A 21599-nucleotide genomic window follows, 5' to 3' on the forward strand; every position below is an offset into this window, starting at 1 on the left:
ATTCACATGACTGATCTGACTCAACAGGACTCAAAGCAGTACGGCCGTCCAGATGATCTAAAAATCATCCCATTCATGAAGATTGCCAAACCTGCCGCAATCTTCTCGATTTTGCTGACCATTGCCAGCATCTTCTTTATTGTGACCAAAGGCCTGAACCTCGGTCTGGACTTCACTGGTGGTATCTCGGCTGAATTAAATTATAAACAGGCGGTTCAGCCTGCTCAGGTGGTTCAGGCACTGGATCGTGCTGGATTCAAGGATGCCGTGGTACAAACTCTGGGAAGCAATACCGACCTGATCGTGCGTATGCCTGTGCAGGAAGACCTTGAGGTTGAAGATTTAAGCAACAGCATTACCAAAGCGGTTCAATTGCCAAACAACTCAGTAGAGGTTCACAAGGTCGATTCTGTGGGTGGTGCGGTAGGTAATGAACTGTATATCCGCTCTGCGGGTGCGGTGGCACTTGCACTGATCCTGATGCTGATCTACGTGACCATTCGTTTTGAGTTTAAACTCGCGATGGGTGCAGTCATGTCGTTATTCCACGACATCGTCATTATTATTGGTGCTTTCGCCCTGTTCCAATGGCCATTTGACCTAACAGTTTTGGCTGCGGTACTTGCGGTTATCGGTTTCTCGCTTAACGATAACATCGTTGTATCCGACCGTATCCGTGAGAACTTCCGTAAGATTCGTGGTGCAACCCCGCGTGAAATCGTGGATATTGCCCTTACTGAAACCTTACGCCGTACTATCCATACCTCGATGACCCTGTTACTCGTGGTGCTTGCCATGATGTTCTTGGGTGGTGATGGCCTGCACTGGTTCTCTGTGGCGATGTTTGTCGGTGTATTCGTCGGTACTTACTCATCCATTTATATTGGTACAGCTTTCGCTTTATGGCGTGGCCTGAATCGTCAGGACTTTATTGTCCAAGTTAAACCTGAGTTTGAAGAAGAAGAGATTCCTTAAACTTTCCACTTCTCTTGATTCAAATAAAATGCCAGCATAATTGCTGGCATTTTTTATGACCTACAAAAGTGCCTGACTGAGTTGCAAAACCATTTGTTTATTTATGCGTTGCTGCTCTGCGGTAAGCTGATTGGAAAGTTCAACACCTGCTTTAAAATCCTGTTGTTGCATCGTTTTATTAAGGGCCTTGATATTCTCCAAAGCCTGCTGGGCATTTGTAGGTTGCTTAAAATCGGCAAAAATCTGGAGGTTTGATTGTATAGATTGCACATTGAGCTGTTGAATCTTTTTAAAAGTCGCTGTACGTGGTTGCAAGGCCTGATAAGCTTGCAGTTCCCGTACATCGTCATATTCTGTTCGTTGCGATAGCTTTTGAAGATTTCCAAGTGTATCCCACTGAGCATCTCGTGGATAAAGTTGATGCTCAAGTATTGAGTAATCCAACCAGTCCGAGAACAGATCAGCATCAATATGCCTTAAACGTCTATCTTTCTTAATGGCCAAGATTCTTAACTGTTCCAGAACTTTCATTTCTGCTTGCTGTGCCTGATATTTACTGACAGTCTCTATTTTGAGTGCAGGCTCTCTTAAAAATGTCTGAGTATCACCATGCTTGGCATAATAATCAATGACGTTGTCCTGAAAAAGCTGATTCATTATTGTTAAGGTCTGCATATCCAGACTTTGAATATTTCGGTAACTTTCCGTGGCAAAAGTGGCTTGCCGAATTCTTGCAATATTTTGATTATTGGCATCAATGATCAACTTGGCATCTTTAACATAGTTTTGTTTAAATTTTTCTCTTCCTGCTGATGAACTTAAATCTATTTTCTCAGTATTGAGACGGGGAATTTCCTGTTGTATGAGGTTTTGGTATTTAAGCCAGTCTTGAATTAAAAGCTGCTCATATTGAGGACGAAATGCTTGAGTAATGATTCTGGGCAATAACTGTGCATCTGCATAATGATGTGTAGCAGCAATTCCCATTCCCCCCAATAAAACCACAACCAAAAAAATTTTCTTCATTGTTTTCAATTTTTATTCGCTTTTGAACCGAGAGTATAGAAAAAATCATCTCCACAAGTCAAAGCAGACTAAGCTTGAATCACCTGAATCTGTGGAAACTGAAAACCACGACAGGACTGCTCTGCCCGCCATGCCACTGTCAACACAATCTTCTGATTTAAGATAAAATTCTGATAGGCAAAAGTCCCCAGTAGCGGATGGGAACACATTCCTCCATGACTGGTTGGGTGAACTTGGGTATTTAAACTGTTGAGGTCCAAACGAATCCCCAAACCCGATGCCTTTAAAATTGCTTCCTTGGTCGTCCAGACTCTAAACCAATATTCTTTATCCTGACTTTCTTGCCATGTCTGATATTCTTCGGGATGAAATGCATGTTGTGCCAGGGCATCAAAGCGAACCTTTCGATCCAGTTCCTCAACATCAATCCCAATGTCTTTAACACGTTCACTCATGGCCAAAGCATAATATTGCTGACTATGTGAATGGTTAAAATGTAGCGAATGAGACGTTAAAAAAGGTTTACCATGTTCATGCTGGGCAAAAGCCAAATCTTCTATTGAGCAATCCAGTTGATTAGCGACAAAGTGATTACGCTGAGCTTGAATCTGCTGTTTTTTATAATAATTAAAAGCACTTAAATCAGCAAAATCAGTTTTACTTTGTTCGAGGAGTTGAGCCAATGCCTGAACATAAATCTGGATGATACGCGCCATAATAGCCTCCATTGCAGATAAAAAAGCCCAAAGCAAACTTTGGGCTTTTGACATCAAGAAAAACTTAACGCTTGAATTTCTTTTCCGCCTTTTTAAATTTCTGGATATAACGACGTTTACGTGCGGCAACACGCTCATCCACTTGAGACTTACGTCCTTCAAATGGGTTTTCGGAGGTCTTAAAGTCGATTTTTACAGGTGTACCCTCAAGCTTATACACTTTACGGAACACATTCTCTAAATAACGACGGTAATCCGCAGGGGTTTTATCAACCTTGTTTCCGTGAATGACGATGGTTGGTGGATTCTGTCCGCCCATATGCGCATAACGCATTTTAATACGGCGGCTACCAATGGATGGCGGCTGATGCGCTTCGGTGGCATCATTTAAAATCTGGGTCAGTTTCGCTGGTGAAACCTTTAAGTTTGACGATTCATAAGCACGGTGAATGGATGGATATAACTCTCCCACCCCAGTTCCATGCAGTGCAGAAATCAAGTGGATTTTTGCCCAGGGAATAAAGTCAAAACGGCGTTCAACATCAAGCTTACATTGCTTGCGGTCATACTCGCTCATGTTGTCCCACTTGTTGATCGCAATAACCATGGCACGGCCAGCTTCAAGCGCATAACCAATTAAATGCAGGTCTTGCTCTACAATCCCCTCACGGGCATCAACCACCACGACCACAACATTGGCATCTTTCATCGCCTGAAGCGTCTTAACGATTGAGAACTTCTCAATCATTTCATCCACCTTACCTTTACGACGCACACCTGCGGTATCAATCAGGGTATATTGGCGGCCATCACGCTCAAATGGAATATAAATCGAGTCACGTGTTGTTCCAGGCTGGTCAAAAGCCACCACACGCTCTTCACCGAGTAAACGGTTAACCAGCGTTGATTTCCCCACATTGGGACGGCCAATGATTGCTAAACGCAAGCCCGTGTTTTTATTGTGTTCTTCTGGATTTTCATCTTCTGGGACTTCCGCCAGGACTTCTTCCAGCATTTGCTGCACACCACGACCATGACTGGCCGCGACCTGCATTGGTTCACCCATACCAAGCTTATAGAACTCAACCAGAGCTGCTTCCGCATGCACGCCATCGACCTTGTTGGCAACGAGGTAGACTTTCTTACCAAGGGTACGCAACTCACGCGCAATTTGCTCATCTGAAGCCAATAGGCCTGCGCGGGCATCCACAACAAAAATAATGATATCGGCTTCATGGATGGCAGTTTTTGACTGCTCCGCCATATAGGTGTCGATACCACCCTCATTCTCACCGATACCACCTGTATCGACCACAATGAACGATTTGTTCTGATAAACCGCATCACCGTATTTGCGGTCACGGGTTAAACCAGCGAAGTCAGCAACCAAAGCATCACGACTTTTGGTGATTTGGTTAAATAGCGTTGATTTTCCGACGTTTGGACGACCAATGAGCGCAATAACGGGTTTCATAAACTAACCTTAATTCAGACGAGCCATCTTGATGACATCGTATCAGAAACAGTATGGAAGATTTTGGTGATCAAGTAATCACAATAAAAATTCGGGGCTTTGATAATCAAATACCCCGATTAATGTTCTGTTTAGCAATCGCTAATTGATTATTTTAGCACAAGCAGCGCTAAAATTAACGATTCTGCCAAATGCTTAATGCACCTTTCCGCGTAGCGACGTAAAGCTGGTTATCAATCACGCGTAGCGACTGTACTTCACCACTGGTTTTGGCACGTCCAAGCAGTTTACCCGAAGCAGGATCAATCAGATGAATCACACCATCTAGATCACCCACCACAAGGTTTTGTCCCAACATGACAGGATTGCTGAGCTGACGATTCAGCAACTCTTCATTTTGCCAAGCCAACTCACCTGTACTCAGGCTATAGGCATTCAGCTTTCCATCCACCGTAGAAACAAATACCTTGTCACCCGATACTTCTGGGCGGTTGGTACTACTGGCATCTTCACTCCACACCACACGTTGTGTAGCCAGATCAGTGACTGTGACCTGTCCCTGGAAACTGGTGGTGACCAGATATTGACCCGCAACCACTGGGTCGCCCACAATGTCAATTAGGCGCTGAATGTCTGAACGCCCCTCACTGATCGCCACACGGCGCTGGAAACGTGGCACACCACTAATCACATCCAGACCATATACATACGCATTTGCCGAAGCAACCAATATGGTGCGATCATCCAAACGTACAGGTGCAGGCTGACCACGTAGGCTAAACTGGACGTTTGGCAATTTATATGCCCAAACCTGTTGCCCAGATACAGCGTCATGCGCAAAGATGGTTCCATCATTGGCAATGGTAATCACACGGCCAGACTGGATCAGTGATGGAGAAAGAATTGCACCAGACAGCTGGGTTGTCCACTTTTGTTCACCTGTGGCCTGATCCAATGCAAATAACTGCCCCTTACGGTTACCCACCACAACAATTCCCTCAGCCGCCTCTACACCAGCAGTGAGTTCCTGTTTGGTAATCTTGCTTTTCCAAAGTCGTTCCTTGCCCTTATAGGCAGAAACCTGACCATCAGGATCAATCGCAAAAATCACACCATTGTCGGTATCCAACTGTAGGCGTAAAGCCTCAGCCGCATTTGTAGATGAGACACTTTGCGAAAACACAAGGTTTAGGCCTTGTTGTTGCTGAATTTTCGGCAATGGATTTGGTTTGGCCTCTTTGACCTTATTGCTCGAACATCCAAGCAATAAAGCTGAAGCAACTGCAATTGCCAAAGGTAGTTTTAGTTTATTCTGCATTAAGACTCATCCACTTTGGTATCTAAGATCGGGCGCTCAATTTCAGGATCATCTACTAAAACGCCAACACTTTCGAGTTTAATTTGTAAAAGCTGACGCTCCTGCTTACGCTCAAGCAGGTTATCCCAGGCACTTTGATATGCCTTACGCGCGGATGCATTGTCTTTTTTCGCAACAAAGATATCGCCACGCAACTCATCTGCGGTTGCCTTAAAGGCAGGCTCTGTCACACCTGACAAGGTTTTCAACGCCTCATCAAACTTCTTCTGCGCCAGTTGTGCATCAGCCAAGCGTAGTTTAACAATCTGCACCAAACCCGCATCTTTGACTTTCGAGTTTTCAACTTTCTTCAATGCTTTTTCAGCAGCCACATAATCCTGCTTGTCATAAGCCAGCTTTGCCAGAATAAACTGGGTCTGGATCGCCTGCACAGAATCCGCATCATCCTTGACAATTTTGTCTGCCGCTTCAGAAACCGTTGCCAAGGCATTTGGCTGACCTGATGCCGCTTTTGCCTCATCCATTAGCTTTTGTACCTTGGCAGTTTGATTCTGGGCTTCAGCCAGGTTCTTCTTTTGCCAGTATTCCCATCCGAAAAAGGCAATCAGGGCAATGAGAATTCCGCTAATCATGGCAGAACCATATTTTTTGGCAAACGACTTTATCTGGTCGAGTTGTTCTTCATCACTTAAACTCATGTGATTGTCCTTTTCCTAAATATTGTGCAATTTATTGTTTAAATTTTTCGATAAAAAATGGAGTCAGCTCAGTCAGGCTTACCTGTGACTGTTCAGCAGTGGCAAGCTCTTTTACCAAAAGCTGCTGCGCATCCCATTCACGCTCACCCAGAATTACGGCATAGACCGCACCTGACTGGTCTGCCTTTTTCATCTGGCTTTTCATGCTGCCCTGAGAACCTGTTTTTAGGCGAATATTGCTATTCGCAGCTTCCAACTGGTCACGGATTTGCTCTGCCAACACCAATGCTTTTGCCTGATAAGCTGGTTCGGCTACAAGGAACACTTCACAGTCACGTACCTCTTTCGCCTGCTCGACCTGCTCAAGCAACAACAACAGGCGTTCCATCCCCATGGCAAAACCGACTGCTGGCACAGACTGATCCGCCTTGCCTTTTAGCTGCCCAACCAGACCATCGTAACGGCCACCCGCACAAACCGTCCCCTGTGAACCCAACATGGTGGTGGTCCATTCAAAAACTGTCTTGTTGTAGTAGTCCAGACCACGAACCAGTTTCTGGTTAATCACAAACTCCACGCCAGCATCGGTTAAGTACTGTTGTAATTGCTGGAAGTGCTGGATTGAATCTTCTTTGAGGAAGTCATGCAACCTGGGTGCATTTTCCAGAATCTTCTGGGTGGATTCACTTTTAGAATCAAGGATACGCAATGGATTGGTAGTTAGGCGACGTTGCGAATCTTCGTCCAATGCTTCTTTGTGCTGGTTTAAAAACTCAACCAGTGCAGCACGATATTCTGCACGCTCATCGGTTTCACCCAGCGTATTTAATTCTAAACGGACATTGGCTGACACACCCATACGTTTCCATAAACGAGCAGTCATTAAAATGAGTTCAGCATCAATATCAGGCGTTGCCACACCAAAGGTTTCCACACCAAACTGGTGGAACTGGCGATAACGGCCCTTTTGTGGTTTTTCATAACGGAACATTGGACCAAGATACCAAACTCGTGGAGCCCCACCCCTGAGTAGGTTGCTTTCCAAAATCGCACGAACGCAACCTGCTGTTCCTTCAGGCCTCAAGGTAATAGATTCTGGTGGTATACCCTTATCTTCAAAAGTATACATTTCTTTTTCCACAATATCCGTCGCATCACCAATCGAGCGTTTAAATAGTTGTGTTTTTTCTAATAATGGCAATCTAATCTGTTGGTAACCATAGCTATCCATCAAAAAAGACAACTCCGACTCCAACTTACGCCAAGCATGGGTCTGATCAGGAAGAATATCTTTAAAACCAGTTAAAACTTTAATTGAACTCATGACCTACTCAAAAACTTGTGCGGATAATTTCTTTAGATTTTGCTTCTTCAAGCTCTTGAACACGTTGACGAACCATTGTTTCAATTTCATCAACCAACTGATTGGTGTCAATCAAATGACTCTTTTCACCATTACGGTAGACCAGCGAACGAGGTGATGCACCGACAATCCCGATATCAGCCTCTTTGGCTTCCCCAGGTCCATTGACCTTGCAGCCAATCACTGAAACATCCATTGGGGTACGAATGTCTTCCAGACGCTCTTCCAGTGCCTGCATCACCTGAATCACATTGAATTCCTGACGCGAACAGCTTGGACAGGCGATAAAGTTGATTCCATTGGAACGTAGACCTAACGATTTCAAGATGTCGAAACCAATCTTAATTTCATCTTCAGGTTCGGCCGCCAGTGAAATACGCATGGTGTCGCCAATACCTTCCATCAACAGGCCACCCAGCGCAATAGCTGATTTCACTGTACCTGTACGATAAATCCCTGCTTCAGTCACACCTAAATGCAACGGATTATCAATCTGTTGGGACAGCAAACGGTAGGCATCCATAGTTAAAAACACATTTGATGCTTTCACACTGACTTTAAACTCATGAAAGTCTAAACGATCAAGAATGTCGATATGGCGCATGGCAGACTCCAGCAGGGCCTGTCCTGTCGGCTCACCATATTTGACCTGTAGGTCTTTTTCCAGTGATCCCGCATTGACCCCAATACGGATTGAGATGCCATGATGTTTGGCCGCAGCCACCACTTCACGGACTTTCTGGTCTGAACCAATGTTTCCTGGGTTGATCCGTAGACAGTCCGCACCATAATCGGCAACCGCCAAGGCAATACGATGATCAAAGTGAATGTCCGCCACCAATGGTACGGAAACACGCTTACGGATGGCACCAAACGCCTCCGCCGCTTCCATTGAAGGCACAGAAACACGCATGATGTCGGCACCTGCATCGGCACAGCGCTGAATTTGCGCAACCGTTGCATCGACATCACAGGTTTCGGTATTGGTCATGCTTTGAACACTAATCGGGGCATCACCACCGACATACACCGAACCGACACGGATTTTACGTGTTGGACGGCGTTTAATTGGGTTCACAATCATCGTATAGCTCTACTCTTTGGCATTAACGAGACAAACGGAATTCTGCCTTGCCATTGACCGTATATGGAGACAGGGAAATCTGTTCCTGATTTAAGGCCAATGATACAGCGGTCGCGTCATCAAGACGAATCTGGAATGGTGACTCACCACTCAGGGTCAATGTCGATGCCTGACGACCTGTAGCCAATACTTTACCTGTTGCATCGACAATATGCACAGAGGTTGGTCGGCTAAAATTCAATACAAGCTGGTCACCCGTTGTTGCAACACTATTCCCCATTGGGAGAATCTCAACATCCGAGTTGGTGATTTTAGGCACATCCGCCTCATCCTTATGGCTGGAGGTCCAGTTCTGCACTGCCATCACAGCCAACCATGCCAATAATGCCACCACAGCCAGAATTGCAATGCGTTTTAACCATTTACGGTTGCGCACACTTTTCGACCCAGCAAGCTTGCCCATCGTTTTGATCGGTGAGTTGCTCAGGGCATGATTCGCCTTGAGCCCCGTGTCATTGACATAGATTTCATCAAAACGCTGGATGATGGCGCTGGCGTCTGCATTCAGCAGTTTCGCATAGGCACGGTAATAGCCTTTGATGAATGTGGCTTCAGGTAATGACTTGTAGTCATCCTGCTCCAATGCCGTCAGGGTTTTGACAGGCATGTTCAATACGTTTGCAATCCCTTCAAGTTCTTTCTTTTGTGCAATACGAATTTGACGCAAATACTCACCAGGTCGTTGAATATTTCCTAACGTTGACGAAAGTGAGTTTGAGCCAGTTGGCTGATGTGAATTTGGATTTATTTCCATACGGCCTCAGTACTGTACTGTAATTGCAAATAACGTTGATATTCTGGACTATCAGGAAACAAGGCACGCATTTGGTTGACCAACACCTGCATTCCCAACTGATCCGCATTGGCTCGAGCAATGCGTATACCAATCCAGAGTGCACGGGCACCCTGATTCTTCTGCCCCACATTACGAACATATTGTTCATAAAGCTGTGATGCATCTCTATTGTTCTGCTGCAAATAGAAAATTTCCGCCAACTCTAACATGGAGATGGTGGCATTTCGATTCGCCTGTAGCGCCTGTTTGAATGATTTTTCGGCATTCGCAACATCGCCCAGTTTTAAATAGATCCGCCCCAGATTTTCCAGCGACTGATAGCGCTGGTCGTAGCCCAGGGTTGCACCCGCACGGGTAAATTGCTCAATGGCATCATTATAACGTTGCAGCTGGTACAAATATGTACCGTAATTATTACGAGCCTGTGCATTATTCGGCTCAGAGGAAATCGCACGCTTGAAATAGGCGTCTGCTTTTTCCATATTGGGTTTACTGCCCTCTTGTTGCAGCAGGATGCCCATCATCATGTTGGCGTTTGCATCACGGGAATCGACTTTCAACGCCTGATCAAGAGAGCGTTTGGCTGAATCCAAGTCACCTGTACGGATATATTCTGCGGCGAGCTGGGTACGCACCTGTACCCCTTTTTCTGGGTCTTTCTTCAGTGTTGTTGATTGGCAGGCGCTTAGGCCCAATACAGTAAACACAACAGCTGTCGCTATAATCGTTTTTGGTCGAGTTGTATTCAACGCTTTACCCTCAAGTTTTATCCTTGTGTGCGCAAAATTTCTTGTTGCTGCGCCACTTTCTTTTTCCACTGTTCGGCACGACGGGTACGGTCAGCCACCTGCCCCACCAATTGACCACAGGCAGCATCAATATCATCGCCCCGTGTCTGACGAATCGTACACACAAAACCTGCATCAGACAAAGTTTTTTGGAATGCAATAATACGGTTTCGGCTTGAACGCCCATAAGGCGCATGCGGGAATGGATTAAATGGAATCAGGTTGATTTTACTTGGCAGATTTTTCAATAGTTTTAATAACTGCTGTGCATGTTCAGGCTGGTCATTGACCCCATCCAGCATCACATACTCAATGGTGACATGACGGCGGGCACTTTCGTTGCCATCCTTTGCCAGATAACGCTGGCATGCAGCGATCAATTGTTGTAAAGGGTATTTTTTATTAATCGGCACCAGTTCATTACGCAACTCGTCATTTGGCGCATGTAGTGAAATCGCCAGTGCCACATCTATATCCTGTGCCAACTGGTCAATCTTGGGAACCACACCTGATGTTGACAAGGTCACACGGCGCTTCGACATGCCATAGGCAAAATCATCCAGCATCAACTGCATGGAGCTCAGGACAGCATCATAGTTGAGCAATGGCTCACCCATGCCCATCATTACCACATTGGTCACGGTACGTTCACGCTCAGCAACAGGCACATCTTCCATATAGGAATAGTTTGCCATCCAGAGCTGACCAATAATTTCCGCAGGGGTTAAATCACGCTGGAAACCTTGCTTGCCTGTAGAGCAGAATGAGCAATCCAGTGCACAACCAACTTGCGAAGAAATACACAGGGTCTTGCGTGCACCTGTTTTATCTTCAGCAGGAATCAGCACGGTTTCAACCAGGGAACCCTCGCCATCGCCAACACGGAACACCCACTTACGTGTACCGTCTTTGGAATAGTTGCGATGCACCACTTCAGGCGCCTTGATCTCACAAATCTTTTCCAGTTTTTCACGCAGCTTACCTGAGATATTGCTCATCTCAGCGAAATCAGTTACGAAATACTGGTGAATCCATTTCATTACCTGACCAGCACGAAACTTTTTTTCGCCCAGGTCTTCAAAGAATTTTTCCAGTTCAGGACGAGACATGCCCAATAGGTTCACTTTTGTATGGGTAGCTTGAACTACAGGCGTATAAACAGACTGTTGTTTTTCATCCAGATTTTCTGATGAAACTACGGCTACAGAACTCATGTGAATTTACCTAAAAGATGTCAACGCTAGAAAAGGCTGTGCATTATTTACACAAACCGATCTATAAGAAAATAAAAAACCAGATAAGCAGTATACCACTTATCTGGCCTGAATGCTTTGGATTAACGAGTGCGTGGGCAGATCTCGTTGTCAGCAAAGAAGTAAGCGATTTCACGCTCAGCAGAAGCAACTGAGTCAGAACCGTGAGCCGCGTTTTCATCGATGCTTACAGCAAAGTCAGCACGGATTGTGCCAGCAGCCGCTTCTTTAGGATTTGTAGCACCCAAGATTTCACGGTGAGCAAGAACTGCGTTTTCGCCTTCAAGAACTGAAACAACCACTGGACCAGAAGTCATGAATGCAACGAGGTCAGCAAAGAAACCACGTTCTTTGTGCTCAGCATAGAAACCTTCAGCATCTGCCTGAGAAAGGTGTTTCATTTTAGTTGCAACAATTTTTAAGCCATTTTTTTCAAAACGGGCAAAAATGTCACCGATGTGGTTTTTTGCAACTGCATCTGGTTTTACGATTGATAAAGTACGTTCAACTGCCATGATTGGCTCCCTAATCCAGGTCTAAACATTAAAAAAATTTGCCGCATTATACCGATGTCAGCACCAATAATCAGCTTGAATCTGTAAAAGTTCGCTAATTTCTGATGAATTTTTATCGAACTTCATCCAACCATGCCATTTGGATGGCTTCCAGCAAGCCCTCTGTTGACTTGTTTGGGTCATCACTAAAGTCAGGCAAGGCACAGACCCATGCGTGTAAATCGGTAAAACGAATCCATTGTGGATCAACCTCTGGATGCGCTTCGGTGAGTTCAATCGCAATATCAATCGTATCTGTCCAACGTAAGCCCATATGACAACCTGAATGTAATGAATGTGATTCAGCCTACTTTAACAAATCAGCAGATTTAAGGAATAGTGCTGTTTTGGTAAATTCACCTGAAATTTACTGTTATATTTATAAAAGAATATTAAAGCCTGGTGCCAGCAGGATGATTGCGCTTGCAACCGATGCCCCAATGATCGCCCCCACAATCACATCACTTGGATAATGTAGCCCAAGAATCATTCGTGACAATGCAACCAGAATCGTAAATGGCAACATCAACAATAATAAGATGGGTTGAATATAGCCCAAGGTCATCGTAACCATCACCGCATGCAGGGTATGGCCTGATGGAAAGCTAAAATGGTCCAGTGGCCGTTCACCTAAAATAATGACTTGATGGACTTGATAAGGTCTTGGACGTGTGGTTTTGTGTTTGAGGAATTTATAAATTAAGGTGCCTGCTGAACCTGCCACAATCAGGTACAGAATTTGTAGACCGTATGCCAACCCCTGCATGATCCATACGGACAGCAACATCACATACCAAAAAGGCCCATCTCCCAAACGACTGATGGTTTTAAAAAACAGGGCAACTGCTTGCGTCTGGGAGAGATGATTGAGATATACGCAGCCTTTTAAATCGAGATCGAGCATTTTTATTTTTGCATTTTGAAATTTCATACTTTTTCTCCTCTTGTTGAGAATACTTTAGGTAGAGGTCATGGGAGACTCCTTCACCACCTGATAAAGTGCTTGTTCAAGTTGCTGTACAGGAAACTGCCAACTGCTGTGCTGCACACTTTCACTGGCCAGCAAGCCCATTTGCCGCAATTGCGGAAGCGCAGGTAAACGGCAAATGGACTGAATCAATTCGGCTGTATGCCCCAAAGGACTCAACCATCCTGTTATATTATGTTTGACGTGCTGATGTGCGCAGACGTAGTCATAGGCAATCACGGGCAAACCACTGGCGATTGCCTCCAGCACCACGTTGCCAAAGGTATCCGCCTGACTGGCAAAGGTAAACACATCTGCACTTGCGTAGGCTGTTGCCAACTCATGCCCGCCAAGACTCCCCATAAAGATCACATCTTTGGATGTGGTCATCTTGCTGAGTCGGACACGGTCAGGCCCATCACCCACAATCACAAACTTGATATTGACACCCTGCTGGGCCTGCAAGGCATGAAAGCTTTTAATCAGCACATCAACTTCCTTTTCGGGTGATAAGCGCCCGACATACAACATCACACGGGTATCAGCATCGACACCCCATTGTTGACGGAGTTGCTGGGAACGATGTTTTGGGGAGAACCGTGCTGTATCGACACCACGACCAACCACAACCAATGGACAGGTCACACCAAAACCACGCAGTGCCTGTTCGGTATACTGGCTCGGCACACAGGTCACATCGGTACTGTTATGAAACCAGGTTAAGTAACGCTGGATGGGCTTGACCAGAAAGGCCAGGTCAAAGAAGCGGCTAAAATCCTGAAAAGGTGAATGAAAGCCACTGGACACCGCAATCTTCTTTGCCTTGGCTGCCTGTAATGCAGTGAGTCCTAAAGGTCCTTCAGTCACAATATGCACAACATCGGGTGAGAATTTTTCAAAGGCCTTGGTGACTTTCAGATATTGCGGCCAGCCAAATTGCAGGCTTGGATATTTTGGAATCGGCTGGGACAGCACCAGACATTCCTGTTCAGGATGGAATTCCGTACAGGTTTCTTTCTGAACTGGACGAACCAGCAGGATTTTATGCCCAAGACGTTGCAAGCCCTGACATAACTGCATCATGGATAAAGCCACACCATTGATTTCTGGTGGCCACGTTTCAGTTACAATTGCAATCCTGAGACGTGGACGAACCAAATCCCGCAGCTCGGATCGTTCATAAGAATAATCTTTTTGCTGCTTCCTCTTAAAATAGAATTTAAAATTTTCAGGAAACTGATCTTGCTTTAATAGAGATGTCGCGTATGTACTCTGCATATCGCCATCCATTTGTGTCGTTATTTTCATGCGTTTAGCTTATAAATATTTTTTGACACTTTAATGATCAGTGTGTGACAGCTTTATGACAGGGTTAAAAATAAAAATGCTCTACTTAAGCACTAAGTAGAGCAATAACAAGTGATTAAGAATTTTCCTACGCCAACGGATTATCCACCTTAAACAACTGTTGATCCTCTAAACGCAAGGCAACCAGTTGCTGCCCCCAAACACAGCCACCATCGACATTTTGAATTTGAGAGCTAATGGTTTTGCCCTGCAAGGCAGCCCAATGTCCAAAAATCAGCTGATGAGTTTGTGCAGCCTGACTATCAAACTCAAACCACGGCTGAAAGCCTGTTGGCATCGGTGCATCCAGTGCATCCTTGAATTCAAACTCCAGCCTACCCTCTGCATTGGTTAAGCGCATACGGGTTAAATAATTGGTAATACAGCGCAAGCGAGCCTGCCCAGTCAAATCATCCGACCAGAGATCAGGTTGCTCACCATACATTTCTGCAAGGAAAACATCCAATACCGTAAGATCGTCATGCCCAACCACTTGTTGCACTTCGCTTGCCAACTGCACAGTTTGTTCTGCCGACCAAATACAAGGCACACCCGCATGGGTAATCAAGGTATGATCATTCGGACATAAACTTAGAGGCTGTTTACGCAGCCAATCAATCAGTTCATCACCATCAATTGCGTCAATAATCTCTTGTGTACGATCTTTGTCCTTGATTTTTTTCAAGCCACGCGCGCAGGCGATCAGGGTTAAGTCATGGTTGCCTAAAACAGTCGCGGCAGCGCCTCGGTCAGCCAGCTTTTTAACAAAGCGCAAGGCACCCACCGAGTTTTCGCCACGCGCAACCAAATCACCTGCAAACCATAAAAAGTCCTGATCTGGATCAAAGCGAATTTCTTTCAATAACGCTTTCAGGGCTTCAAAACAGCCCTGCACATCACCGATGACATAATTGTAGCGCTTGGACATTTTAAGACACCATTTGATCGGACAATGCCACAAAATCAGCCAGACTCAAGGTTTCTGGACGTGCCATCGGGTCCACACCTGCTTTCTCAAAACCCTCTTCAACCAACATGCCTTTTAAGCTGTTACGCAAGGTTTTACGGCGCTGGGTAAACACATGGCTGACCAAACGTGCCAAAGCTTTTTCATTTTTTGCGATAATTGGTTTAGTTTCATAAGGTTCCAAACGAAATACCGCAGAAGTCACTTTCGGTGGTGGATTGAATGAACCTGGCGGTACTTCAAACAAAAAGGTTGGTTTACAGAAATACTGGATCATCACTGATAAACGCCCGTACTCTTTGGTATTTGGCACAGCGGTAATACGATCAACCACTTCTTTCTGCAACATGAAATGCATATCTTTGACTTTGTCACCAAACTCTAACAGATGGAACAAGAGTGGGGTTGAAATGTTATAGGGCAGATTTCCTACGACACGTAGTGGACGGCCTGCCTGAAACAACTGGGTGAAATCATATTTTAAGGCATCTGCCTCAACAATGGTCAAACGTTCAGGATGTGGCACGCGAGCAGGCAAGCCTGCTGCCAGATCACGGTCAAGTTCAACCACTGTGAGCGCATCGCACTCACCAATCAGGGGCGATGTCAGTGCAGCCAAACCTGGGCCGATTTCGACAATATTATCGCCCGCACGTGGATTCACTGAGCGTACAATTTTGGCAATCACACGCTGGTCATGCAAAAAATTCTGACCAAAACGTTTTCGAGCCTGATGCCCTTCATCTTTAGGGTTTAGGGCATTAATTTGATACATAATAATTCCAACGTGAATAATTTACCCGTCAATCACTGACGGGCTAAATCAAGTGCTAAATCAACCGCAACATGCAAACTCGACGATTTTGCCTGTCCAGTGCCTGCAAGAGAAAGTGCCGTACCATGATCGACAGAGGTTCGAATAAATGGCAGGCCTAATGTAATGTTTACCGCTTCACCAAAGCCCTGTGATTTTAACACAGGTAAGCCCTGATCGTGATACATCGCCAGAACCGCATCTGCATCTTTCAGGTTTTCAGGGGTAAACAGGGTATCCGCAGGTAAACTTAAACTCATATCAATGCCTTGCGCCCGATAGGTTTCCAGCACGGGATTGATGACATCAATTTCTTCCCGCCCCAGATAACCATCCTCACCTGCATGCGGATTTAGACCACAGACCAAAATTCGTGGTTTGGCTATTTTAAATTTTGTTTTTAAATCATGAATCAGGATGTCAATCACCTGATGCAGGCGTTGTTTGGTAATCGCATTAGGTACATCACGCAAGGGTAAATGTGTCGTGGCCAGAGCAACCCGTAATGTTTTGGTGGCCAGCATCATCACCACACGATCAACACCCGCAAACTCCTGATAATATTCTGTGTGCCCACTAAAAGTAATGCCTGCATCATTGATCACGGATTTTTGCACAGGTGCCGTTGCAACACCCACGCTACGTCCAGACATCGCATACTCGGCTGAACGTCGTAACTGCTCAATCACATAAGCCGCATTGGCGGGATTTAACTGTCCCAGTTCAACAGGTTCAACTAAAGGGATATGCTCCACAAAAAGCTGTCCTGACAGACTTGACTGCTCTTGTCCCTGATATGCAACCAATTCAACAGGATTGCCCAGTTGTTTTGCACGCTGCCGCAACATCTGCATATCCGCCAAAACCACCACTGGGCGCTCATCCACTCGCCCAGCCAAACTTAAGCAGATATCAGGACCAATCCCTGCGGGTTCACCTGACGTGACATATAAAGGAAGCATAATCATCTGGGTTCCCAAGCTGTATCACGTTCAGTATGGCGATTATTTCTCAGGATTACCACTTGATGTTCTAGGTAGATTTTCAGGAACCAGATTTGATGGAACGGCATCCACCGTACGTGTCCACGGATTAACCTTGATTTGTACTTTTTTCTCTGCTGGTACAGTCGCCACCACTGGTTCTTCTTTCACTTTTTCTACAGTTGCAACAACTGTACTCGCTGGTCTTTCTGCAATTGCAGTCGTTCCCTGTTTTTCAGGGCTAGTTGACTGATGTTGTGTAATAACCGCTTCTTTTTTCTCTACAGATGGCTGGATTGCCACCACGCCACTTGCTGGGCGCGTATATGGCTCCACAATCGCTCCCTGTTTATAAACCGTTTGCGAGTTGGGGTTGGTTGCCACAGGTGAACTGGCTGGATTGACCATATCCACAGGAATTTCAATCGGCTTCATTTCAGCAGTTACCGCCATGGCTGGGTCAACATGATCATTACCACGGCTTTCCAGAACCTCCAGCTTGCGCTCTGTCCCCTCTTTAGGCTTGAATTCTGAATAATTGGTCACGCTGCTCTGGTCTACCCACTTATACAGTCGCCGTGCGTTTGCTTGTGTAGAGCAAACACCGATTAACAGGCTGACTACAGCAATTTTTGCAGCAAACGACAGTTTCATGGAGGGTTCCTAAGAGAGCTAGATACTTCTATTTATTTCAATTAATTGATGTAAAAATGATAGGGCAAATCCCATACCCTCACAAGGCAAATAATGTAGCCTAAAATTCGCGACGCTATAGTTACAAAATCAGTCACTTTACAGCAAAATATGGCATCCCCATCGAATTGTTCTTGTACACTTTTTCAAATTCATATAGAATTCGGTCTCCTTTTGTTTGGGCGATTCCTTGCCCAAACCAACTATAATAGGTAGTGGTTAATGAAAACTCTCAGCGCTAAGCCAGCTGAAGTTCAACACGACTGGTACGTTGTTGATGCTTCTGGCAAAACTTTAGGTCGTCTTGCGACTGAAATCGCTCGTCGTTTACGCGGTAAACACAAAACTTCTTATACCCCTCACGTTGACACTGGCGACTACATCGTAGTGATCAATGCTGAACAAGTTCAGGTGACTGGTAACAAATCACTTGATAAGAAATACTATCGCCACACTGGTTTCCCTGGTGGTATTCGTGAAACTAATTTTGAAAAATTAGTTGCGCATAAACCAGAAGAAATCTTCCAACGTGCTGTAAAAGGTATGTTGCCAAAAGGTCCTCTTGGTTACGCGATGATCAAGAAGATGAAAGTGTACGCTGGTAGCGAGCATCCTCATACTGCTCAACAGCCACAAGTTTTGGACATCTAAGGGATACAGCACATGGCTACTAATTATGGTACAGGTCGCCGTAAGACCGCAACTGCACGTGTTTTCTTATCAGCTGGTACAGGCAAACTCGTAATCAACAATCGTACTTTAGAGCAATATTTCGGTCGTGAAACTGCTCGTATGGTTGTGCGTCAGCCTTTAGAGCTTTTAGAAGCAACTGAAAAATATGACCTTTACATCACTGTTAAGGGTGGTGGTATCGGTGGTCAAGCTGGCGCAATCCGTCACGGTATTACTCGTGCGTTGATCGCTGCTGACGAAACTTTAAAACCTGCTCTTCGTCAAGCTGGTTTCGTTACTCGTGATGCTCGTGAAGTTGAACGTAAGAAACTTGGTTTACGTAAAGCACGTAAACGTCCTCAATTCTCTAAACGTTAATCGTTTTACGAATTGGACAAAAAACCTCGGATTTTTCCGAGGTTTTTTATTTCTGGGCAGTTTAGTGTCACAAAGATGCTTTTCTAACATTTTTTTAGTATGCTAATCCGTTTATATCTCTAGCTTTGTGATATGTCATCGGTTGAAAATACGCCTGTTCAAGGTATTACGCTTTATAGTCATGCAGATGATTTCCGTTCACACTGGATTCGTTTTTTACTTGCTGAAAAACAGATCAAGTATCAGCTCATCATTACCGACCATGAAGATGAGGACTTAGCTGACCTGAATCCATACAACCAGTTGCCGATGCTCATTGAGCAGAACCTAAAACTCTTCTCGGCAAATGTGATTGCAGAATATCTTGATGACCGTTATCGCCAGAACAAGCTCTATGCAGATGCGCCAATGGCAAGGGCTGAGCAGCGTCAATATATCTGGCGTTTTGAGCAGGACTGGTTTCAACTGGCTGACCACATGCTCCGCCATGCAGACACACTCAATCCCGCACAAAAACAGAAAGCACAGAAAGAGCTGAGAGATACCCTAATCTCACTAACCCCTTTATTTCAGCATTTTCCATTTTTCATGTCTGAAAATTTCTCCATTCTGGACTGTATGCTTGCTCCCATTTTCCTGCGCTTAAGGAGCATGGGGATAGAGCTTCCCCAACAGCACTGCCGTCCCATTTTCTTGTATTGCCATCGTATCTTTAGCCGACCATCTTTTATTAAATCAATGACAGCTCAAGAAAAAAACAGCTACAATGACTTAATTTCTACGATTTAATAAGTTTTTTAATTATGTCTGAGCAAATAACCTTTACCCCGACACGTCCCTATCTTGCCCGCGCCATTTATGAATGGATTTGCGATAACCAACTGACACCCTACTTATTGGTTGATGCCACACAACCCCATACCGACGTTCCACTACAGTTCGTAAAAGACGGACAAATTGTCCTGAACCTTGCCCCACATGCCATCCATGCCCTGCATATGAGTAATGAGGCCATCACGTTCTCGGCACGTTTTGGCGGCGTGGCAAAAGAAATTTATGTGCCTGTTCGGGCGATGTTGGGAATTTACGCCAAAGAAAATGGACAGGGTTTATTTTTCGATCCAGCTGAATATGCTGACATTGAAGATACAAACACGCCTCAGGTGACTGAAACAAAGCAAGAAGCAGAACCAAGTAAAAAGAAACCTTCTCTTAGAATTTTAGATTAAACGAGGAAATACACGATGGCATTTGACTTAGTTCAATACTTTTGCGAACAAATTAAGCTTCAAAAACCACAGCTTTTTAGCCAGTATTCTCCCAAAGAAAAGCAATCTTATATTCATGAAGTCAATGTGCTGACATTGGGGCAACTGATTAGTCTTTGGAGACAAAATCCCCAAAAACTTTATCAAGAGATCAAGGCTGCCGACCCGCTTTATATTCAGGAAATTGCCCGACACCTCACTACCTCCAAACATAATAAATCTGCACTTAGCCCAGCCGAGCTAGAGTCCAGTATCTCAGAGGTATTGAGTCTACAGTTTACTGAACTGAATCAACTTGACCAGACAGGAAGCTTTGGACAAACAGGGCTCACAGAGCTTTTGCTTGGACAAATCGAGCACTTGTCTGGACAGGCAGAAGACTGGGTTTGGTCAACCAACCAGCTCACAGAACTGAAAGGCTCCAAACCTGTTGAGCAGCAAGATATTTCACTGGAAACCACCATGCAGGAGTTCAATCAAATGGTTCATCAGGCACAACCTAGCATCCATCACACTGAAGAAATTGAGGTTGAACAACCAAATATTCCAGCCTGGTCCTATCTGCTTTCCCCAATCATTGCATTGGTCATTTTACTATTCATGTATTGTTCTTACAGTCAATTACTTGCACATTAATTAAACAATAATTGATAAAGAAAGTTTAAAAACTTTCTTTATCATGTACTTATAATAAATTTAAATTTCATAAAATATGTTTTAATACAGTTTAACAAGAAAAATATTTACATTTATTTACAATCAAAAGGAGAATTTAAAATCAAATATTAGTGTGAATAAAATCACATTAAATTTAGATTATTATCTTTAATTGGTATTTTAAGTTGTTTATTTGACAAAAATTGTCAATTATTAGCACTCCTGTGATTTCAACACTTTTAAAGTATTATTGATTTAATAAAAGAGTTTCCTATAATAAGGTTATCTACTTTTGAAAACTAATCAAAAGCAAAAGTAGGGAATATAAATTCATAAACAAGATGTATTAAGTAGAGATAAAATCATGGCTAAAATTTCATTAGAAAGCTTAACAAATATTGATGGTTTCGTTGCAGCAGCGTTGGTAGATACAGAAAGCGGTTTGGCGCTGGCAACTCAAGGCGGGGGCGCACTTGATTTAGAATTGGCGGCTGCGGGTAATACTGAAGTTATTCGAGCTAAACGCCGTGTTGCTAACTCTCTGAAACTTAATGATGATATTGAAGATATTCTCATCACCCTTGGTAAGGCATATCACTTGATCCGCCCTCTGGAAAGCAATGGCAACCTGTTCCTCTATCTAGTATTGGACCGCAGTAAATCTAATCTGGCAATGGCTCGACATGAGTTAAAAACATTTGAAAAAGAGTTAGACTTTGCTTAATTGGCAATTACACAATATTTAATA

25 protein-coding genes are annotated in these 21599 nt (G+C 44.5%); 7 read left to right on the top strand and 18 right to left on the bottom strand.

Features of this window, described 5'->3' with window-relative positions:
- Positions 1 to 6 precede the first annotated feature (6 nt).
- Positions 7 to 975, top strand: coding sequence for a protein translocase subunit SecF (secF, locus tag N5J47_RS11950; RefSeq protein WP_279960130.1), 969 nt, complete (start codon positions 7 to 9; stop codon positions 973 to 975).
- A 60-nt stretch (positions 976 to 1035) separates the two neighbouring features.
- Here secF and N5J47_RS11955 read toward each other — a convergent pair whose 3' ends face one another.
- The 18 genes from N5J47_RS11955 to N5J47_RS12040 all read right to left on the bottom strand — a co-directional run bounded on the left by N5J47_RS11955 (position 1036) and on the right by N5J47_RS12040 (position 17837).
- On the bottom strand, positions 1036 to 2001 hold the full coding sequence (locus tag N5J47_RS11955) for a hypothetical protein (protein ID WP_279960128.1): 966 nt from the start codon (positions 1999 to 2001) through the stop codon (positions 1036 to 1038).
- 68 nt (positions 2002 to 2069) lie between these two features.
- Positions 2070 to 2717 (bottom strand): 4'-phosphopantetheinyl transferase superfamily protein, encoded by a 648-nt coding sequence (locus N5J47_RS11960; RefSeq protein WP_279960127.1) that lies wholly within the window; start codon positions 2715 to 2717, stop codon positions 2070 to 2072.
- Between the two features lie 64 nt (positions 2718 to 2781).
- The gene (gene der, locus N5J47_RS11965; protein WP_279960126.1) at positions 2782 to 4191 is read right to left on the bottom strand and encodes a ribosome biogenesis GTPase Der; all 1410 of its coding nucleotides are present in this window, start codon (positions 4189 to 4191) and stop codon (positions 2782 to 2784) included.
- A 175-nt stretch (positions 4192 to 4366) separates the two neighbouring features.
- The gene (gene bamB / locus N5J47_RS11970) at positions 4367 to 5509 is read right to left on the bottom strand and encodes an outer membrane protein assembly factor BamB (RefSeq protein WP_279960125.1); all 1143 of its coding nucleotides are present in this window, start codon (positions 5507 to 5509) and stop codon (positions 4367 to 4369) included.
- Positions 5509 to 6207, bottom strand: coding sequence for a tetratricopeptide repeat protein (locus N5J47_RS11975; RefSeq protein ID WP_279960124.1), 699 nt, complete (start codon positions 6205 to 6207; stop codon positions 5509 to 5511). The genes bamB and N5J47_RS11975 overlap by 1 nt, the downstream gene beginning before the upstream one ends.
- Before the next feature lie 31 nt (positions 6208 to 6238).
- Entirely contained in the window at positions 6239 to 7531 is a 1293-nt protein-coding gene (hisS, locus tag N5J47_RS11980) for a histidine--tRNA ligase (RefSeq protein WP_279960123.1), read from the bottom strand.
- A 7-nt stretch (positions 7532 to 7538) separates the two neighbouring features.
- A complete protein-coding gene (gene ispG / locus N5J47_RS11985) occupies positions 7539 to 8654 on the bottom strand; it encodes a flavodoxin-dependent (E)-4-hydroxy-3-methylbut-2-enyl-diphosphate synthase (protein WP_267981988.1) in 1116 nt (371 codons plus the stop codon).
- Positions 8655 to 8676: 22 nt separating this feature from the next.
- The gene (locus N5J47_RS11990) at positions 8677 to 9468 is read right to left on the bottom strand and encodes a RodZ domain-containing protein (RefSeq protein WP_279960122.1); all 792 of its coding nucleotides are present in this window, start codon (positions 9466 to 9468) and stop codon (positions 8677 to 8679) included.
- Positions 9459 to 10259 (bottom strand): type IV pilus biogenesis/stability protein PilW, encoded by an 801-nt coding sequence (pilW, locus tag N5J47_RS11995; RefSeq protein WP_267981990.1) that lies wholly within the window; start codon positions 10257 to 10259, stop codon positions 9459 to 9461. The genes N5J47_RS11990 and pilW overlap by 10 nt, the downstream gene beginning before the upstream one ends.
- Before the next feature lie 17 nt (positions 10260 to 10276).
- A complete protein-coding gene (gene rlmN, locus N5J47_RS12000; RefSeq protein ID WP_279960121.1) occupies positions 10277 to 11512 on the bottom strand; it encodes a 23S rRNA (adenine(2503)-C(2))-methyltransferase RlmN in 1236 nt (411 codons plus the stop codon).
- Between the two features lie 122 nt (positions 11513 to 11634).
- Positions 11635 to 12066, bottom strand: a complete 432-nt coding sequence (ndk, locus tag N5J47_RS12005) for a nucleoside-diphosphate kinase (RefSeq protein ID WP_267981992.1) — start codon at positions 12064 to 12066, stop codon at positions 11635 to 11637.
- A 112-nt stretch (positions 12067 to 12178) separates the two neighbouring features.
- The gene (gene iscX, locus N5J47_RS12010; protein WP_005269171.1) at positions 12179 to 12379 is read right to left on the bottom strand and encodes a Fe-S cluster assembly protein IscX; all 201 of its coding nucleotides are present in this window, start codon (positions 12377 to 12379) and stop codon (positions 12179 to 12181) included.
- Positions 12380 to 12484: 105 nt separating this feature from the next.
- Positions 12485 to 13036, bottom strand: a complete 552-nt coding sequence (locus N5J47_RS12015) for a phosphatase PAP2 family protein (RefSeq protein WP_279960119.1) — start codon at positions 13034 to 13036, stop codon at positions 12485 to 12487.
- Between the two features lie 27 nt (positions 13037 to 13063).
- A complete protein-coding gene (locus N5J47_RS12020) occupies positions 13064 to 14350 on the bottom strand; it encodes a glycosyltransferase family 1 protein (protein WP_279960118.1) in 1287 nt (428 codons plus the stop codon).
- 157 nt (positions 14351 to 14507) lie between these two features.
- Complete coding sequence (locus N5J47_RS12025; protein ID WP_279960117.1) at positions 14508 to 15347, bottom strand: symmetrical bis(5'-nucleosyl)-tetraphosphatase; 840 nt, start codon at positions 15345 to 15347, stop codon at positions 14508 to 14510.
- 1 nt (position 15348) lies between these two features.
- On the bottom strand, positions 15349 to 16161 hold the full coding sequence (gene rsmA, locus N5J47_RS12030) for a 16S rRNA (adenine(1518)-N(6)/adenine(1519)-N(6))-dimethyltransferase RsmA (protein ID WP_279960116.1): 813 nt from the start codon (positions 16159 to 16161) through the stop codon (positions 15349 to 15351).
- Between the two features lie 32 nt (positions 16162 to 16193).
- A complete protein-coding gene (gene pdxA, locus N5J47_RS12035) occupies positions 16194 to 17168 on the bottom strand; it encodes a 4-hydroxythreonine-4-phosphate dehydrogenase PdxA (RefSeq protein WP_279960115.1) in 975 nt (324 codons plus the stop codon).
- A gap of 36 nt (positions 17169 to 17204) precedes the next feature.
- The gene (locus N5J47_RS12040; protein WP_279960114.1) at positions 17205 to 17837 is read right to left on the bottom strand and encodes a hypothetical protein; all 633 of its coding nucleotides are present in this window, start codon (positions 17835 to 17837) and stop codon (positions 17205 to 17207) included.
- 261 nt (positions 17838 to 18098) lie between these two features.
- Here N5J47_RS12040 and rplM point away from each other — a divergent pair, with 261 nt between their 5' ends.
- From rplM to N5J47_RS12070, 6 genes are all read left to right on the top strand, one after another.
- Entirely contained in the window at positions 18099 to 18527 is a 429-nt protein-coding gene (gene rplM, locus N5J47_RS12045; RefSeq protein ID WP_004675486.1) for a 50S ribosomal protein L13, read from the top strand.
- A gap of 12 nt (positions 18528 to 18539) precedes the next feature.
- Entirely contained in the window at positions 18540 to 18926 is a 387-nt protein-coding gene (gene rpsI / locus N5J47_RS12050) for a 30S ribosomal protein S9 (RefSeq protein WP_004675485.1), read from the top strand.
- Positions 18927 to 19058: 132 nt separating this feature from the next.
- The gene (locus tag N5J47_RS12055; RefSeq protein WP_267981999.1) at positions 19059 to 19715 is read left to right on the top strand and encodes a glutathione S-transferase N-terminal domain-containing protein; all 657 of its coding nucleotides are present in this window, start codon (positions 19059 to 19061) and stop codon (positions 19713 to 19715) included.
- Positions 19716 to 19729: 14 nt separating this feature from the next.
- Positions 19730 to 20155 carry a ClpXP protease specificity-enhancing factor gene (locus N5J47_RS12060; protein WP_279960112.1) on the top strand — a complete coding sequence of 142 codons (426 nt, stop codon included), beginning with the start codon at positions 19730 to 19732 and terminating at the stop codon, positions 20153 to 20155.
- Positions 20156 to 20170: 15 nt separating this feature from the next.
- The gene (locus N5J47_RS12065) at positions 20171 to 20830 is read left to right on the top strand and encodes a hypothetical protein (protein WP_279960111.1); all 660 of its coding nucleotides are present in this window, start codon (positions 20171 to 20173) and stop codon (positions 20828 to 20830) included.
- Between the two features lie 385 nt (positions 20831 to 21215).
- A complete protein-coding gene (locus tag N5J47_RS12070; RefSeq protein WP_004652550.1) occupies positions 21216 to 21575 on the top strand; it encodes a hypothetical protein in 360 nt (119 codons plus the stop codon).
- Positions 21576 to 21599 lie beyond the last annotated feature (24 nt).

This window comes from Acinetobacter sp. GD03645 (assembly GCF_029845285.1).
In the GTDB taxonomy this organism is placed as follows: domain Bacteria; phylum Pseudomonadota; class Gammaproteobacteria; order Pseudomonadales; family Moraxellaceae; genus Acinetobacter; species Acinetobacter corruptisaponis.